This window comes from Levilactobacillus huananensis (assembly GCF_003946145.1).
GTDB lineage: Bacteria > Bacillota > Bacilli > Lactobacillales > Lactobacillaceae > Levilactobacillus > Levilactobacillus huananensis.
Genome location: NZ_RHOC01000003.1, coordinates 235,886 through 251,437, shown reverse-complemented (window position 1 = coordinate 251,437; position 15,552 = coordinate 235,886). Strand labels below are relative to the sequence as shown.

Sequence of the window (15,552 nt, the reverse complement as noted above, 5' to 3'; positions counted from 1 at the left end):
GTCCTATAAATTATAGGATTCAAGCCTCAGTAGCATAAATTAAATTACTATTTGTCTAACTTTTCTATTGCACTTCATCTCTGGTGTGTTCTTTGGATTGCTTTACTTATTTGCGAAGGCGTTCGATATCACGGACAATCATGAGCTCTTCATCCGTTGGAATCAACAACGTCTTAACGGTTGATCCAGCCTTACTCAAGTCACGTTCAACTCCACGAATGTTGTTTTTTTCGGGGTCAACACCGATACCGAAGTAAGCCAACTTGTCAGCAACTTCTTGACGAATAGTAATATCGTTTTCACCAATACCGGCCGTGTAGACGATAGCATCCACACCACCTAGTTCGGCAATGTAAGCCCCAACATAACGAACCACTCGGTTGATAAAGATATCTCGTGCTAACTTAGCGCGATGGTTCTTGTCCTGAACTTTTTCCAGGTCACGCATATCTGCAGATACACCAGAAACACCAAGCAGACCAGACTTTTTGTTCAAGATGTTGATCATATCATTAGGGTCCTTAATGTTTAATTTTTCCATCAAGAAGGCCACTAAGGAGGCATCAATATCACCAGAACGAGTTGCCATTTCAATCCCAGCTAACGGCGTAAAGCCCATCGAGGTATCAAGTGACTTCCCATTCTTGATGGCGGTAATAGAAGCCCCAGCACCTAAGTGCAAAGTGATTAACTTCAGGTCTTCAAGAGGCTTCCCTAACATAGCAGCAGCTCGGCTGGCAACATAACGGTGGCTCGTCCCATGAGCACCATACTTACGAGCACCATACTTTTCGTAATATTCGTAAGGGATGGCATACATGTAGTTGACTTCAGGCATCGTGGTGTGGAAGGAAGTATCAAAGACGGCCACACTCAACACGTTTGGCAAAATCTTCTTAAATGCCTTGATTCCCATGGCAGCCGCTGGGTTATGCAGTGGCGCATATTCGGACAAGTCTTCAATCTTTTGTAGAACGTCATCATCAATAACTGCGGAGTCCTTAAATTCTTGCCCCCCAGCCACGATACGATGGCCGACCCCAGTGATTTCATTGAAGTCCTTAATAATCTTCAATTCAGTCAACTGGTCTAACATTAATTGAATAGCTTCCTTGTGGTCATCAACATCTTGATGGGTTTCATACTTTTGCCCATCGCCATATTTAACTTCAACTAAGGAGTTGCCTAACCCAATTCGTTCAATTGCCCCTTCGGCAATGACTGATTCTTCAGGCATTTGGAACAACTTGAACTTCAATGTGGAACTTCCGGCATTAATTGCTAATGATTTTCCCATGTGATTTTCTCCTTCTTACTTATGAGCGGTCAGTCAGTAGATTTTGTTCTTCCCACTGCACGATTTCCGCCACAAACTTTTGAAATGCGGATTGATTCTTGAATGAAGGGAACTCGCCCAACATGACTTGCTCAACTTGTTTAGCGCCTGCACCTGGCTTCTGCAAGATCAAAATGGCCTTTTGGGCGTTAGCATTCATGAACAGTTCACTTGGCAAGTTTAAGAGCCCTTGCAAGTAGGCATTCTGTGCGGCCCACTTCAACAACCCCTTGGCTTCATCAGTTTGGAATAGCTGGGTTGGCACCAAGAAGACCCCGATGCCGCCTGGGTTCAATTGATTCACTGCCTGCTCTAACAGGAGATGATGAACAAATGAATGTCCCGATTTGGCATGGGTCTCGAAATTAGCCGCGTTATCATCAATTGGATAGTAACCAATTGGAAGATCGGCCACAATCAAGTCGCTAGCTGGAACTAATAATCGTTCCAAGGCATCTTGGTGAATAAGTTCCACCGGTAATTGTTGCAAATCACTTGAAGTTTGCGCAATCGCCAGCATGGTATCGTCATTGTCGACACCATAGGCCGAGATATCCCCGGCAACGACTTCCTTAAGTTGCGACAAGACCGCCGTCAATAGATTCCCCGTTCCCACGGTCAAATCCAAAACTGACAAATGTTGCTTGCCCTTTTCGAGGCGGGTTACCAGATACCCCATGATATAGGCGATGGTATCCGGTGTCAGTTGATGATTAGCTTGGATGTCGTCGACACGAATAGCCTTTAGCATCGCTAATTGAACTGCCCGTCGGACCGTCTCTGCCGTCATCTTTTGCCAATCGGCACCTTGATACAGCGTCGTTAATTTGGCGGCTGTCTGTTCGTCGGGTTGGCCATCTTCAACCTGAACCCGACCATTTAATAGATTATCTCCCGTTTCAATGAACGCATCTAAATAGGATGTTTTTAGCGCTGTCTGAAGAATCGTTGTCGATTCATCCAAAACTTTGAAGAGCGCTTCAGTCTGTTCTTGTGACAGCACGCTTCGCCTCCTTGGAAAATTTGCGAAATACATTGTTTCTGCTATCTATACTACCGATTTTCCCAAAGTTATTCAAGCAATCTTTGCCGTTGCTTCGGCGAACGACCGTGCTTCACATCGCGCTGTCTCCCCCGTTCGAGCTGTCGCGTCGACTGCCGTGTACTGCGAATCAACTCATTGGTCGTCTCCCGTCTAGCCGCTTGAGCCGCGCTCAACAAGCCAATGAAGAGACTGACCATTGTTAAAAAGAACAGGGCCCAAAGCGTTAAGAAACCTTGTCGCCGCGCAAATCGACCAATGTTGTTTGCCAAGGTAATCCCTCCTGTTTTAGGTAAAGCCGAACAATCCCCGTCATTTTCGTTTCGACCCAATTCATCTCCGTGACCTGTCTCAACAAAGGGTAATACCCCTGTCCCTTATCATTCGTTAAACGTAAGACTCCCTTGCGATTGACACCGAGACTAAGGGCATGATTGGTGGCCCTAGCATCTGTTAGATCCAAGCTGTGTCGGTGAACCCTTATGACACGGTACCTTCCCGGTTGTTCCAGAATTTGAATGACTTGATACCAGGCTACCGGGTCGTGTCGTAAAGGTCGCATGACTCCCCGTGCAGTCCCAATAGCCAACACGAATATTCCAGACGCCACGATCAACGCCAACAATCCCTCCACGAGAGTGAATCCCTGTCTTTTTTGCATCACCTTTGTAAGCTAGCCGCAAGTGCGCGATCATGGGCCACTCGAGCAAGTCGCAACTCACGCTCACGAACGCGCTCGAGTCGTTGGGTCGTCAAGACCATCTGCTGCGCTAAAATGACCGTTAGTGCGACAATACTCAGTGCCAACAGAGCATCCGGTAAGAGCCAGCCCTCACGGGGCTTTAGTCGTTGCTTCCACATAAATTAATGCTCCTCCAATCTGAAACGTTTGTTGCCAGTAATTATCGCTCGGGCGGCTATGCCACCACAATGTTTGGGCCGTACTTACACCATTGCGTCGAATCTCCAAATCAGCTGCTGGTGGTAATAGTCGGAGTCCTGGCGGTGCCTTGACAATGCGCAATTGACGGTGAGTCACGCCATCACGAAAGGTCGTCTGGCCATTATTGGGATCGATATGGACGTCCACTATCGTTCGATGGGCCAAGGCCCACTGGCGTCCAGCTGTCCAGGCCTGTTGCCAGACCGGCCAGAAGGCCCGTTCCGCTGTAATCTGGCGTTGGTGACTGACCTGAAAACCAACCAAGGTGGTTAGTCCCGCAACAATGACTAATACTAGCAACGACTCATAGATGGTGAAGCCTTGCCGTCTATCCCGTCGTCTTGGCATGGTCTGTCACAATCGCGATGCCTTCTCGTTTCGCCTCAGAAACCTGTTGAGACGTTAAATATCCCGATTTTTCTAATGTCGCGTAATCGACACTCGTCGCCGTTTGATGATCATCCAAGTAGGCCGTGACCTGACCTTGCACGACGGTCGTCATGGCCCCACGGTGAATACCTTGTGCACGGTGCCGCTGCCCACTCAAATTAGGTAAAATGATCAGCACCAATAACGAGATAATGAAGAGGACAATCGTCATTTCCACTAATGTAAATCCGTGTCGTCTAGCCATGTGTCACCCCTTGCAGGCTGGCATACATGGGCAGCAACAGGCTCAGATACGCCCCCACAATCATTAAAGCCACCACACCCAATAATACAGGTTGAACGATTGCCAAGGCACTCTCCCATCGACGTGTAAGTTCACGATACTGTATCACGCCAAAGGCCTGGAGTTCTCTAGCTAGTTGTGGTGACGTACTCCCCTTCTGTAAGAGAATCACCAATTGTGGGGCAATATACGCCTGTTTTCGAAGCCAGCTCGTTGGCACCTGCCCCAGTGTGAGTTGTCGGCCTAATTCCGTTGCCAACTGTGCCAGCAACGACTCCTCTGGCAATCGCCGCAACACAGTCAACATCTGCTGAACACTTAAGCCGCTCTGGACAAGTTGCCCTAAGGTCGCTGCTAAATAGTAGGCATAGTACGCCCGAAACAACCGGCCCAGGACCGGCCAATGAAGATAGCCGGTAGCGCGTTGGAGACTTGTTTTTTGCCGCCACCAGGAGTACCCAATCACACCGCTGCCCAGAGTCGCCAGACCGCCACCAAATGTTAAATACTTGGTCCAAGGGAAGCCCACCGTTTCAGTTGCTCCCATCCCCATTCGAATTTGAGGCAAGATGCCAATCTGAAGAGCTAGAAACAATCCCAACATGCTCACTAACAATCCAGCGGGATACACCAGCAATTGATACAGTCGTTTTCGTTGTGTCGCCATTAAACGTAACATCTCTGCAGCATGCTGGAGGCCGGCGCCCAACTCACCGTACGCGGTCATCGTCCAAAGTTGAAAATAGACATTGGGCTGTAAATATGGTTCTAATAAGGGAACGAAGGGCTGCCCACTAGCGAGTTGGCGTTCAATCTTTCTAATCACTGCCGGTAATGTGGGATCAGCAAGTCGTATGAAAGCCACAGCTTGCTTCAAAGAAAAGCCACTGGCCAATTGGTCAGCTAGCAACTGACAAAAGGCGGCTTGACTGGCCAGAGACCATCTAACCCTCGCGGAAACTTTGAGCAACTTCCGAAGTGATCGCCCCGGTGCGTTGTGCTTTTTCAAGATCTTGATACCACCTTTCTGTCATTCGGCTAGATTTTCTATAGAGATCGGTCCCTGAAACAATATCGAATAGGACGGCTGGTTCCCGATGTTGTCGTGGAATCAGCCGTTGATAACAAGCTGCCGTCAGGGCTTGCCGTAAGTTAGCATCGGCTATTCCCAGTTCTCGAAGCCGCGTAACCGTCCCCAACGCGCTTTTAGCATGAACGGTACTGAGCACTAGATGGCCACTTAAGCTAGCTCTAATCGCCGCCTGAGCTGTCAGTGCATCTCGAATTTCACCAATAATGAAGATATCCGGTCGATGACGAAGGCCAACCTTAATTAAAGCCTCATAAGTCATTCCAGCCGCCGCGTTCACTTGCAATTGAATAAACTGCGATTCCCGAATCTCAATGGGATCCTCGATACTCAGAACCACAGGGTCACCCGCCAGTTGCGTCGCCATGGCATACATCGCAGTCGTCTTACCTGACCCCGTTGGTCCAGCAAACAATATTAAGCCGCGTTGACGGCAAAGCGCACTGAGCTGTTGAGACTGACCGGTCATTAAGTAGGTTGCTTGTAGCGTATCGTAAGGATAGATGAGCCGCACAACCAAAGATTCCCGCCCGGAAAAATCGCCTACTGTGGATAATCGCAAATCAATTGGTATTTCAGCGGTCTTCCAAGCCAAGGACCCAACCTGCGGACGTCGATGTTCACTCACAACCATATCGGCATGAAATTTTAGGTACGTCAACAGTTGCTCCCCCGTTGTCAGTGAAATCTCTCGCCACAGACACCGTTTCTGAAAATTTCGCAGATAAATTTGATAACCCGCATTCCGAGGCAAAATATAAATATCGCTGGCTCGAATCACCTGTGCCGCCTCGATGACCGCTGTTACTAATTCTGAAATCATCCACTACCGCTCCCCTCTTTAAGGCTAATTCCGTTAAATAACCCAAATTCGTGTAAAAAAAGGCAAAAAAAAGAGAGAACTCCAAATTGGAATTCTCTCAAAAGCTTCTCTATTCGACCCCTTCGGGCAAAACAGCAGCTTCATAAACGTCAGAGACGTCATCATTATCGTTAAGTTCATCAATGAGGCCTTGGTATTGCGTAACCTTAGCTTCTGGAACTTCAGTAGTCGTTTGTGGGAACATCCGAACTTCAGAAGTATCCAGCTTGTAGCCCTTAGCTTGTAATGCATCACGAACTGAAATTTCACTAGCAGCATCCGTGAAAATCTTAAACTCGTCGTCCGTGGTCTGTAAGTCATCTGCCCCGGCATCGAGTGCATCCATCAACATCGTATCTTCATCCGTGTCCAAACCGTCACGCAGGATTACAATGTAACCCTTTCGGTCAAACATGTATGAAACGGAACCTGACGCACCAAGTGAGCCACCATGGTGTGTGAAGGCAGAACGTACAGCAGCAGCCGTACGGTTCTTGTTATCCGTCAAAGCAGCAACCATGATCGCTGTCCCGGCTGGACCGTAGCCTTCGTAGGTGATTTCTTCGAACTTGGCGCCACCAAGACCAGAAGCCTTGTCTAAAGCCCGCTTGATGTTTTCCTTAGGCATGTTAGCTGCCCGCGCCTTGTCCATTTCCAAACGAAGTTGAGGGTTACCGTCGGGATCAGGACCACCTGCTTTTGCAGCTTGGTACAAATCACGTGAGATTTTTTGGAAGATTTTTCCACGCTTTGCATCCTGAGCATTTTTCCGGCCCTGGATGTTATGCCATTTAGAATGTCCTGACATCGTAACTCCTCTTTTCTAAAATTTTATAGATATCCGTATAAAACAGACACTGTTTATATTAGCACTTACACCCCCACCATTCAATTGCTTAGACTGGAAAAAACGCTATTCATCAAAAATGTATATTATTTAGCTGACTTCCTTATATAAAAGGGATTATCACGTTGTTTATTTGAATATTTACTGTATAAAAACAAATTTATCAAAATAAAACTTGTATAAATACACGAACTATTCTATACTCTAAACCATCATCAAAACAGAGGAGCACACACATATGAAGAAAAAATGGGTTCTATTTTTAACCCTGGTCATCACTCTCTTTACCGGAGCGACGATGATGGGGACTACGGCACACGCCGCTAGCGACAATTCACTCGCACAAGTTCAAAAGAAGGGAACCCTGATCATGGGGACTTCCCCGGATTATCCCCCTTATGAATTTCAAGCAACTGTCCACGGAAAAACTAAGGTCGTTGGTATGGACGTGGCTGTTGGGGAAAAAATTGCCAAGGACCTCGGCGTCAAGTTAGAGGTCAAGTCAATGTCTTTTGACTCCCTGCTAGTTGCCTTACAAACAGGAAAAGTTGATATGGTTATCTCAGGGATGAATCCTACCCCCGCCAGAAAGAAGAACGTTGACTTCACCCATACCTATTATCAAGGTGGGTACAGCATTGTGATCAACAAGGCCGACAAGGGAATTTACAAGAATAAAGATTCCTTCAAGGGTAAGACCATCGGTGCCCAAACCGGTTCTACGATGTATAACGAATCCAAAAAACAAACGACCAATACAACCGTTAAGGGGATGACGTCTGTTTCCGATCTGATCTTAGGTCTTCAAAGTCACAAACTTCAAGGTGTTGCTATGGAGAAACCTTCAGCCGAAGCCTATGTGTCCAATAATAAAGAATTGGCCTCAGTTCCCAGTGACTTCGACCTGAGTGCCTCCGATACGAGTGCCTCCGTTGCCTTCAAGAAGGGCTCTACTTCCTTGGTCAATGCCGCTAACAAGTCAGTCGACCAAATTAAGAAACAGAACCTCGTCAACAAAGAATACCTTCCCGCAGCTGGGAAGTACTTAAAGACCAACACGGTTAATACCAGTATGTTGCACTACTGGAAGGCCTTCCTTAAGGGGGTTGAGTACACCCTGATTATCACGGTCTGCTCCGTTTTCTTCGGCTTCATCCTCGGGGTCCTCTTAGCCCTCGCACGGATGGCCCAAGGTGGCCCACTGATGACTGGTCTTCGGTGGTTAGCCACGGCCTACGTCGAATTCATTCGTGGAACGCCAATGATGGTTCAAGTCATGTTTGTCTACTTCGGTCTAGGACTGGTCGTTAACCTTCCCGCCCTCATGTCAGGGATCATTGCCATCTCCCTGAACTCTGGCGCTTACGTGGCCGAATACATTCGTGGCGGGATCAACTCCGTGGATAAAGGCCAAACCGAAGCTGCCCGAAGCCTGGGAATGTCACGGGGCTACACCATGCGTTACGTGGTTCTCCCTCAAGCCTTAAAGAACATCTGGCCATCCTTAGGTAATGAATTTATCACCTTAATCAAGGACAGTTCAATCGTCTCCATCATCGGAGTTTCCGAACTGATTTTCCAAAGCAATATCGTTCGGTCCGATACCTACCGTGGGGTTGCCCCAATTGCGGTCATCATGGTGCTTTACTTCATCCTGACCTTCACTGCCTCACGGATCCTGAACTTCTTTGAAAGGAGAATGCAACATGACTAAACCAATTATTGAGGTTAAAAACCTCGCTAAAAACTTCGGCGACAACGTCGTCTTAAAAGATATTACAGAACAGGTCAACCCTGGCCAAGTCATTGTCGTCATCGGTCCTTCCGGTGGTGGGAAGAGTACCTTCTTACGCTGCCTCAATCTCCTTGAAACACCAACGAGTGGTGAAGTTGACTTCAATGGTGAGAATCTCACCACCCTCGACCCTAAGCGCGTAAACGAACTGCGTGAACAAATGGGAATGGTTTTCCAAAACTTCAATCTCTTCCCCAACATGACCGTCCTAGAAAATATCAAGCTCGCTCCAATGAAGGTTAAGGCAGTCGATGATGCCGCTGCCACACAACGCGCTCACGAATTACTCAAGCAGGTTAACTTAGATGATCATGCCGACGCCTTCCCTGGTAGTCTCTCTGGTGGACAAGCCCAACGAGTGGCTATCGCCCGAGCATTAGCAATGGACCCCAAGGTCATGCTCTTTGACGAACCAACATCGGCTTTAGACCCTGAAATGGTTGGTGAAGTTCTCAACGTCATGAAGGAACTTGCCAATCAAGGCATGACGATGGTCGTGGTTACCCATGAAATGGGCTTTGCCAAGTCCGTGGCCGACCGCGTCTGGTTCATGGCTGATGGCTTCATCCAAGAAAACAACACCCCTGAATCCTTCTTCAGTGATCCCCAAACTGAACGGGCTCAGGACTTCTTATCCAAGATCCTCATGTAATCCTTAATACTATTGAACCTAAAAACGCCAACCCGCAATTGCGAGTTGGCGTTTTTAGCTGGTCCTTAATTAATGACGGCGTTGCTTTCGAATACCGAAGACGCCCAGACTTCCTAACAGAACCCCGATGGCTGCCCACCAAGGGGTTTGTTGGTCATTGGTCTGTGGTAACGTGGCCTTTTTAGCCGTCGCGGCTGACTTCATCGAAGTTGTCTTCAGAATCGTTTTGTGTGGCACTGCCGCTTGACCACTAACGATTGGCAACTTGTGGGTATCACCCGGTGCGTGAACCCCACCATCACTGATTACCTCGTGGTCATTGGTTGTTCCTGGCTTTGGATCTGGCTTAGCTGGATCGGTTGGACCGACTGGATCAGTTGGATCAGTCGGATCGGTTGGATCTGTAGGGTCTGTTGGATCAACTGGATCAGTTGGATCGACACCACCATCCCCCGCGCCACCAGTGCTTGGCGCGACAACCGTTAAAGTTACAGTCGCCGTTTGCAACCCGTCTATCCCCTGGTAGCTCAACGTTACCGTATAAGTCCCCGGTTTATCGAGCGTGGCATCTCCAAGGTCGAGGGTAACCTTACTTGCATCAATGGCTTCAGCATTGCTGTCCGTTCCCTGCGGCTTGAAGTTAGCAGCCGTTGGGGTTGGATCACCGACCTTCATTGAATAGTTACTCCCTGTCAAGGTTGGCACTGCCGCTGAAATTGTCAACTGGCTATTTTCACTCACCAAGGCTTTGATGTTTGGATTCGTTCCCGTCAAACTGTAAGCGTACGAGCCAACTTTCTCCCCTGGATCGCGTTGTATCGTAAACCCATAATCTGCCGGATTCACAGTCTCATCATCAACCGTGACCGTTGGCTTCGGATCAGCTTGACCGGCCGTTTTCTGTCCTGTAATGGTAACTGTAACCGTCTTAGGGACGATGTTTAAGGTCGCCGTATTTTGCTTCAAGTCTTCCGTCCAGATATACGAAGCCGCATCTGGGCTTTGAGAAAGAACCCGTTGCAAGGCCTCTGGACTCACTGTGACCATGTACTTACCAACATCAGTTGTCTGCCCATTGATTGGCGTCAGTACTAAATCGCCATCCTTTAAATCATAGGGAAAACCATCGGTCAAATGAATCTGATAATTTGACGCAGTCACACTTGGCGTTTGGCCACTATAGGTCACATCTTGTGAACCCGTAATCCAGTATGACCCTTGGCGTTGATTGACCTTCACTAAGGCTGTTTCGGTTTCGTTACCGTAAGAATAGGTGACCGTGTGCGTCCCAACAGTCAAATCATTGATCACGTCATCACTGGCAATTGTTTTCCCATCCAAAGTCACCGTAAGATCAGCCAAGGTGACTGCTTTACTCTCAATACTGTAGAGATTATCCGCAGGTGTCCAACTCTGGCCATACCAAATCGCGGAGTTCACAACTCGAATAGTTGGATCGTTAAGAACCACTTGATAAGTTCCGTTGTAAATCTTGTTTCCCGTCGCATCCTCTAAGGCCCACACAAAAGTAAATTGGTTGACACCATTGGCAACCTTAAACGTGTCATTGCTTGAGTCAAAGGTAACCTGATCTCCGGCTGCCTCACCATTCACCTCAATTTGACTAACCTTCAAATCGGCATTAACTAAAGAGCCGACATGTGTTGCAAAAAGATTATCTAACGAGACATGAGCCGTGTCTGTAAAAATCGCGGCATACTGAGTCGACGCAATGTCAGGTGTTTCCTGACCCGTGGACAACGCCGTGATCCGATTATAGTTAAAAGCCCCCTGGCCAATGGTCGTATTTGGACCAACACTCACATCAGTCAGTTGATTACTAAAGAATGCCTGGTCTCCAAGTGCCGTAACGTTATCGGGAAGAACGAGTTTCCCCGCCAACTCATTATAAATGAATGCACCTGTACCGATAGTTGAAAGCTTCTGATTAAACACAATATTAGAGATATGACTTCCGGCAAAGGCCTGATTACCGATCGTCGTCAGATTCGTAGGGAGACTTAAAGTCCCCGCTAACCCAGTATATTCAAAGACCCCATTGCCAATCTCAGTTAAAGCCTCTGCAGCAGTCATGTCAACACTGGTTAAATTGCTATCGTAAGTGAAGGCAAAGTCACCCAGTTTCTGTAGGCTGGCCGGCAACTTAATTGTCGTCAAGGCTGTATTGTCAAGGAAAGCAGAGCTACCAATCGTTTGCAAACTATCAGGTAAAGTAACCGAGGTGAGCCAAGTATCGTACACAAAGGCCCCTTCACCAATAGAAATCAACTGACTGTTCGGTGCGAAGTCAATTGAAGTTAATCCACCGATCGTATTACCTGCCGAATCCTTTTGGGTATCAGCGGCGAACGCGTAGTCACCAATCGTTTGTAAACTAGCCGGTAGCGTTATCGCAACCAATTTGCCATCATATTCAAATGCTTCGTTCCCAATGCTGGTCAAACTCGTCGCATTATCAAAGTTCACGGTTGCCAAAGCACTATCCGTATTAAAAGCGCCGTCACCAATCGTCTTCAAACTACCCATAAAGGTTGCACTCTGCAAATTAGTGTCATTGGCGAAACTGTTATCACCAATCGTTGTTAAATTCGTCAGAGCACCCCAATTAACTGTCGTTAAATTTGAATTGTAGCGGAAAGCACCCTCACCAATCGTCTGAATACTAGTTGGTAAAACTAGGTTCGAAATTTGGGCGCTGGTAAACGCATTGGTTCCAATTGAGACCAATGACGCATTCTGTCCAAAGTCTAACGTTTGAATCGGATCATAAACAAAAGCTGAATCACCAATGCTTGTCAACGTGGTGTTTGCACTAAGATCGACCGTTTTCAAATTAGAAAGCAGAGCAAATGCATTTTCCCCAATTGTCTTGATACCATCTTCAATGACAATGCCCGTAATACCGACAGATAAGTTAGCTGGATCATCCGCCGCGGCGTACGAAACAAAAGCATCATCCGCGATACTGGTCACCTTATAAACATCGCCATCGGCCGGATTAATTAAGGTCGTTGGGATAGTCAAAATTCCCTTGACCGCTTTCTTTAGTCCCAGAATCGTAGCTTCTTTGGTTGTCGCATTATAACTTACATTGAAGTAACTGACATCTGTCACATCTGAGGAAAGTTTCATTAAGTCCATAGGATTAGCGGTGGATAAACCTGCCGCCATTGGCGCCCATGCACTCAAAGCAACTATCCTCGAGCTACCCAAACTGGAGCCTACTTCACTAGAAGCCGCTGAGCTTGAACCTGCAGCATTTGAGCTTGCCTCACTAGAAGCTGCCGAACTCGCGGCTACAACACCTGAACCTGCCTCACTGGAAGCTGCCGAACTTGCGGCTACAATACCTGAGCCCGCCTCACTGGAAGCTGCCGAACTTGCGGCTACAATACCTGAGCCCGCCTCACTGGAAGCTGCCGAACTTGCGGCTACAATACCTGAGCCCGCCTCACTGGAAGCTGCCGAACTTGCGGCTACAATACCTGAGCCCGCCTCACTGGAAGCTGCCGAACTTGCGGCTACAATACCTGAGCCCGCCTCACTGGAAGCTGCCGAACTTGCGGCTACAATGCCTGAACCCGCCTCACTGGAAGCTGCCGAACTTGCGGCTACAATGCCTGAACCCGCCTCATTGGAAGCTGCCGAACTTGGTTGTGTTTTTAAGACAGCTTCATTAGCGGCACTTGCTGGCAATTCCTTTGCCGTTGCCCCCGTGGCTGTATCTGCAACATCTGCATGGGCTACTGTACTCTGATCTTGAGCCATTGCAGTGCCTAGTCCCACTGCAACAACAGTAATCGCGGCAAAAACCCATTGTTTGCCATCCTTGTACATCTTGTAATGTTGTTTAGCTTGCATTGTCGCTTGCTCCTCTCACAATGACCCGGGCTAGTCACCCCAGTTGCTGTGCCGAAATATTCCGAACAGCGGTTCCGTACTCTTATTGCTTTATTTTAGTCACTAATTCGCCTAGTGCAACTAATTCTTGCTTATGGTAATAAGTTAGTCTTAAAACATTACCAAATAGCCAACGGATAAGGTCTAATCCTATTTCACACAATAAACCGATTATTCTAACATAATATACCGAAACCTAACTCTCGGTCAATCAATAACTAAAAAAAAAGTTAATCATCACAACGGTGTCACCCCCGAATAATTGAACAAGGGGTAACTCGTTTTGATGACTAACTATTTTTACTTCCACATTAGAATCGATCTATCTGTTAGTTACTCGGTCTTCCGAAAAGTTCGATGCCCCAGTAAGACTAGAAGTCCCAGCACAATCTCGGCAGCACCAATGAAGATAATGACCCCTAGGCCACTGTGGCCAACTGTCATCACGGTGGTTTGAACAGTTGCATTCATCCCACCTAAAACGACGGGAAGTCCAAAGTAACCGGCAACGCTTAAAATAATTGTCAACACGCCACCAACGGTTAATCCCGGTCCGAGACTCCCAAAAACATGGTGCACACTAAAAGCATAAACAGTTGTCACAATCAGGAGCATCACAACGGCTACAATTGCCCAAAGATCAATCTTTCGGGCTCTCTGAATCTTGGCTCCGGCTGCCATCATGCCCTCAGTCTGAACAGCCTTCTTCACCGTCTTCTGTGCCTGATTAGCCAACGACGTTTGCAGGGAATCACTGGCCGTCACGCCCATAGCTTGCGCCTGGGCCGCAATTGCGGCTTTTAGATCGGTGTTATCAACAGTAGTAGCTGTTTCACCATAAATTTCGGCAATTCCCTGTTCCAAATAGGGTTGCACCAAGCCCGACGTTACGGGATTGCCACTGATTCCCAGACTCAGAAGGTCATTATTCAAATCATTGATAACCCTTTGGCCAGTGGCATCACGCGACACCACACCTGCCGTATAATTGGCATTGAACACGGTGAAACGTAGCCCAACTGTGATCGTCAGGAGCATCATAAGAATAGCTACCCAGCGAGCCAAGGCTGGCCGTCGCTGATAACCATTCTGGTTGGGACTTGCTTGAGGCTGTGGATTCTCCACCTCCTCTGAGTGATAGCGGGCCATTCGACTATTCGCACTCATAGCATCCCCTCCATTCTTAATTTTTATTGATACCCATTGTATCACACTCTACCTTTGCGACTCATTAAACACCGTCACATCGTCCGGAATCAAAAATACCGCCGTTCCCACAGGCCCGACGGTATCTCATTTATTTCGTTGAGCTTCGTTTCATCAAGCCATAAGGTAGGATGACCGTGTTCTCATCAACGTTTTCGTTATTCATTAACTTCGTCAACAGTCGCATAGCAACGGCCCCGATATCATAAAGGGGTTGGGTGATTGAGCTCATCTTAGGACGAACCAGTTCTGTCAGCTTCGTGTCATTGCTGGTAATAACTTCGAAGTCTTCCGGAACGGAAACGCCGGCATCGGTGAGACCATTCATCACACCGGCTGCGAGTTCGTCGTCGCCGACAAAGGCAGCCGTAGCACCAGCTGCGGCCAAGGCAGGTTCAAGTGATTGACCAGCCTTGTAGGTATAATCCGTTTCAAAAACCAGCTTGTCATCGTAAGAGATGCCAGCGTCCTTCAACGCCTTTTTGTAGCCCTTCAAACGATAATCATGGTTGATGGCTTGGTCCATTGAACCGGAAACAAAGGCAATCTTACGGTTTCCATGGTCGATCAGACTCTTAACAGCCTCTGCGACAGCGGCAACATAGTCAATATTGACGCTAGGCTGAGTCTTCTGAGCATCAACGGAACCAGCTAAGACAACTGGCGCCTTTGACCGACGAAATTCTTCGCGAAGTTCATCGGTGACCTGGTTCCCCATGAAAATGATCCCATCGACTTGTTTAGCCATTAACGTGTTTAATACCTGAACCTCTTTGCCGCCGTTTTCGTCGGAATTGGTCAGGATAATATTATATTTATACATCATGGCCACGTCATCAATCCCTCTAGCTAATGAAGAGAAGTAGATGTTCGTGACGTCAGGGATAATCACCCCTACAGTCGTGGTTTTCTTACTTGCTAATCCTCGGGCGACAGCATTTGGCCGGTAATCCAGGCGATCGATGACTTCGAGCACCTTCTTACGAGTTGCGGGTTTGACGTTGGGATTCCCATTGACCACACGGGAAACGGTGGCCATCGACACAGATGCCTCCCGGGCCACGTCATAGATAGTTACAGTTTGTTTTTCCATTGTGATAGCCCTTTCTTTCTTGGTTTGATTTGTTTTCATTCGTTTTCAAGAAACTTGACTAGTATACAGAAACTCCGAGGTCGACGCAAGAT

Annotated in this window: 15 protein-coding genes; 2 read left to right on the top strand and 13 right to left on the bottom strand. The window is 47.7% G+C overall.

Features of this window, described 5'->3' with window-relative positions; all coding sequences use genetic code 11:
• Positions 1-106 precede the first annotated feature (106 nt).
• From EKM71_RS04505 to EKM71_RS04460, 10 genes are all read right to left on the bottom strand, one after another.
• A complete protein-coding gene (locus EKM71_RS04505; RefSeq protein WP_125573453.1) occupies positions 107-1,297 on the bottom strand; it encodes an acetate/propionate family kinase in 1,191 nt (396 codons plus the stop codon).
• A 19-nt stretch (positions 1,298-1,316) separates the two neighbouring features.
• Positions 1,317-2,339 (bottom strand): class I SAM-dependent methyltransferase, encoded by a 1,023-nt coding sequence (locus EKM71_RS04500; protein ID WP_125573452.1) that lies wholly within the window; start codon positions 2,337-2,339, stop codon positions 1,317-1,319.
• Positions 2,340-2,407: 68 nt separating this feature from the next.
• On the bottom strand, positions 2,408-2,650 hold the full coding sequence (locus EKM71_RS04495) for a hypothetical protein (protein WP_125573451.1): 243 nt from the start codon (positions 2,648-2,650) through the stop codon (positions 2,408-2,410).
• Positions 2,605-3,039, bottom strand: coding sequence for a competence protein ComGF (locus tag EKM71_RS04490; RefSeq protein ID WP_125573450.1), 435 nt, complete (start codon positions 3,037-3,039; stop codon positions 2,605-2,607). The genes EKM71_RS04495 and EKM71_RS04490 overlap by 46 nt, the downstream gene beginning before the upstream one ends.
• Entirely contained in the window at positions 3,039-3,239 is a 201-nt protein-coding gene (locus tag EKM71_RS04485) for a hypothetical protein (RefSeq protein WP_125573449.1), read from the bottom strand. Before EKM71_RS04485 ends, EKM71_RS04490 begins: the two co-directional genes overlap by 1 nt.
• Positions 3,211-3,669 carry a pilus assembly FimT family protein gene (locus EKM71_RS04480; RefSeq protein WP_125573448.1) on the bottom strand — a complete coding sequence of 153 codons (459 nt, stop codon included), beginning with the start codon at positions 3,667-3,669 and terminating at the stop codon, positions 3,211-3,213. The genes EKM71_RS04485 and EKM71_RS04480 overlap by 29 nt, the downstream gene beginning before the upstream one ends.
• Positions 3,650-3,955, bottom strand: a complete 306-nt coding sequence (locus EKM71_RS04475) for a competence type IV pilus major pilin ComGC (protein WP_125573447.1) — start codon at positions 3,953-3,955, stop codon at positions 3,650-3,652. Before EKM71_RS04475 ends, EKM71_RS04480 begins: the two co-directional genes overlap by 20 nt.
• Positions 3,948-5,003 (bottom strand): type II secretion system F family protein, encoded by a 1,056-nt coding sequence (locus EKM71_RS04470; RefSeq protein ID WP_225417989.1) that lies wholly within the window; start codon positions 5,001-5,003, stop codon positions 3,948-3,950. The genes EKM71_RS04475 and EKM71_RS04470 overlap by 8 nt, the downstream gene beginning before the upstream one ends.
• Complete coding sequence (gene comGA / locus EKM71_RS04465) at positions 4,939-5,907, bottom strand: competence type IV pilus ATPase ComGA (RefSeq protein WP_125573446.1); 969 nt, start codon at positions 5,905-5,907, stop codon at positions 4,939-4,941. The genes EKM71_RS04470 and comGA overlap by 65 nt, the downstream gene beginning before the upstream one ends.
• A 109-nt stretch (positions 5,908-6,016) precedes the next feature.
• A complete protein-coding gene (locus EKM71_RS04460; RefSeq protein WP_057878033.1) occupies positions 6,017-6,754 on the bottom strand; it encodes a YebC/PmpR family DNA-binding transcriptional regulator in 738 nt (245 codons plus the stop codon).
• A 277-nt stretch (positions 6,755-7,031) separates the two neighbouring features.
• Between EKM71_RS04460 and EKM71_RS04455 the strand changes: the two genes are divergently transcribed.
• Positions 7,032-8,507: an ABC transporter substrate-binding protein/permease gene (locus tag EKM71_RS04455; protein ID WP_125573445.1), complete on the top strand. Its 1,476-nt coding sequence runs from the start codon at positions 7,032-7,034 to the stop codon at positions 8,505-8,507.
• Complete coding sequence (locus EKM71_RS04450) at positions 8,500-9,240, top strand: amino acid ABC transporter ATP-binding protein (RefSeq protein WP_125573444.1); 741 nt, start codon at positions 8,500-8,502, stop codon at positions 9,238-9,240. Before EKM71_RS04455 ends, EKM71_RS04450 begins: the two co-directional genes overlap by 8 nt.
• 69 nt (positions 9,241-9,309) lie before the next feature.
• On the opposite strand, the gene EKM71_RS04445 is transcribed toward EKM71_RS04450, so the two are convergent.
• The 3 genes from EKM71_RS04445 to ccpA all read right to left on the bottom strand — a co-directional run bounded on the left by EKM71_RS04445 (position 9,310) and on the right by ccpA (position 15,460).
• Positions 9,310-13,122: a leucine-rich repeat protein gene (locus EKM71_RS04445; RefSeq protein WP_125573443.1), complete on the bottom strand. Its 3,813-nt coding sequence runs from the start codon at positions 13,120-13,122 to the stop codon at positions 9,310-9,312.
• A 372-nt stretch (positions 13,123-13,494) separates the two neighbouring features.
• Positions 13,495-14,328, bottom strand: a complete 834-nt coding sequence (locus EKM71_RS04440; protein ID WP_125573442.1) for a hypothetical protein — start codon at positions 14,326-14,328, stop codon at positions 13,495-13,497.
• 130 nt (positions 14,329-14,458) lie between these two features.
• Positions 14,459-15,460, bottom strand: a complete 1,002-nt coding sequence (gene ccpA / locus EKM71_RS04435) for a catabolite control protein A (protein WP_057878038.1) — start codon at positions 15,458-15,460, stop codon at positions 14,459-14,461.
• Between the last annotated feature and the right edge of the window lie 92 nt (positions 15,461-15,552).

Coding starts and splice junctions, on each gene's coding strand:
- EKM71_RS04490 (WP_125573450.1), bottom strand. CDS start 3,039: ATGCAAAAAAGACAGGGATTCACTCTCGTGGAGGGATTGTTGGCGTTG.
- EKM71_RS04475 (WP_125573447.1), bottom strand. CDS start 3,955: ATGGCTAGACGACACGGATTTACATTAGTGGAAATGACGATTGTCCTC.
- EKM71_RS04440 (WP_125573442.1), bottom strand. CDS start 14,328: ATGAGTGCGAATAGTCGAATGGCCCGCTATCACTCAGAGGAGGTGGAG.
- EKM71_RS04450 (WP_125573444.1), top strand. CDS start 8,500: ATGACTAAACCAATTATTGAGGTTAAAAACCTCGCTAAAAACTTCGGC.
- EKM71_RS04445 (WP_125573443.1), bottom strand. CDS start 13,122: ATGCAAGCTAAACAACATTACAAGATGTACAAGGATGGCAAACAATGG.
- EKM71_RS04480 (WP_125573448.1), bottom strand. CDS start 3,669: ATGCCAAGACGACGGGATAGACGGCAAGGCTTCACCATCTATGAGTCG.
- EKM71_RS04460 (WP_057878033.1), bottom strand. CDS start 6,754: ATGTCAGGACATTCTAAATGGCATAACATCCAGGGCCGGAAAAATGCT.
- comGA (WP_125573446.1), bottom strand. CDS start 5,907: ATGATTTCAGAATTAGTAACAGCGGTCATCGAGGCGGCACAGGTGATT.
- EKM71_RS04485 (WP_125573449.1), bottom strand. CDS start 3,239: ATGTGGAAGCAACGACTAAAGCCCCGTGAGGGCTGGCTCTTACCGGAT.
- ccpA (WP_057878038.1), bottom strand. CDS start 15,460: ATGGAAAAACAAACTGTAACTATCTATGACGTGGCCCGGGAGGCATCT.
- EKM71_RS04455 (WP_125573445.1), top strand. CDS start 7,032: ATGAAGAAAAAATGGGTTCTATTTTTAACCCTGGTCATCACTCTCTTT.
- EKM71_RS04505 (WP_125573453.1), bottom strand. CDS start 1,297: ATGGGAAAATCATTAGCAATTAATGCCGGAAGTTCCACATTGAAGTTC.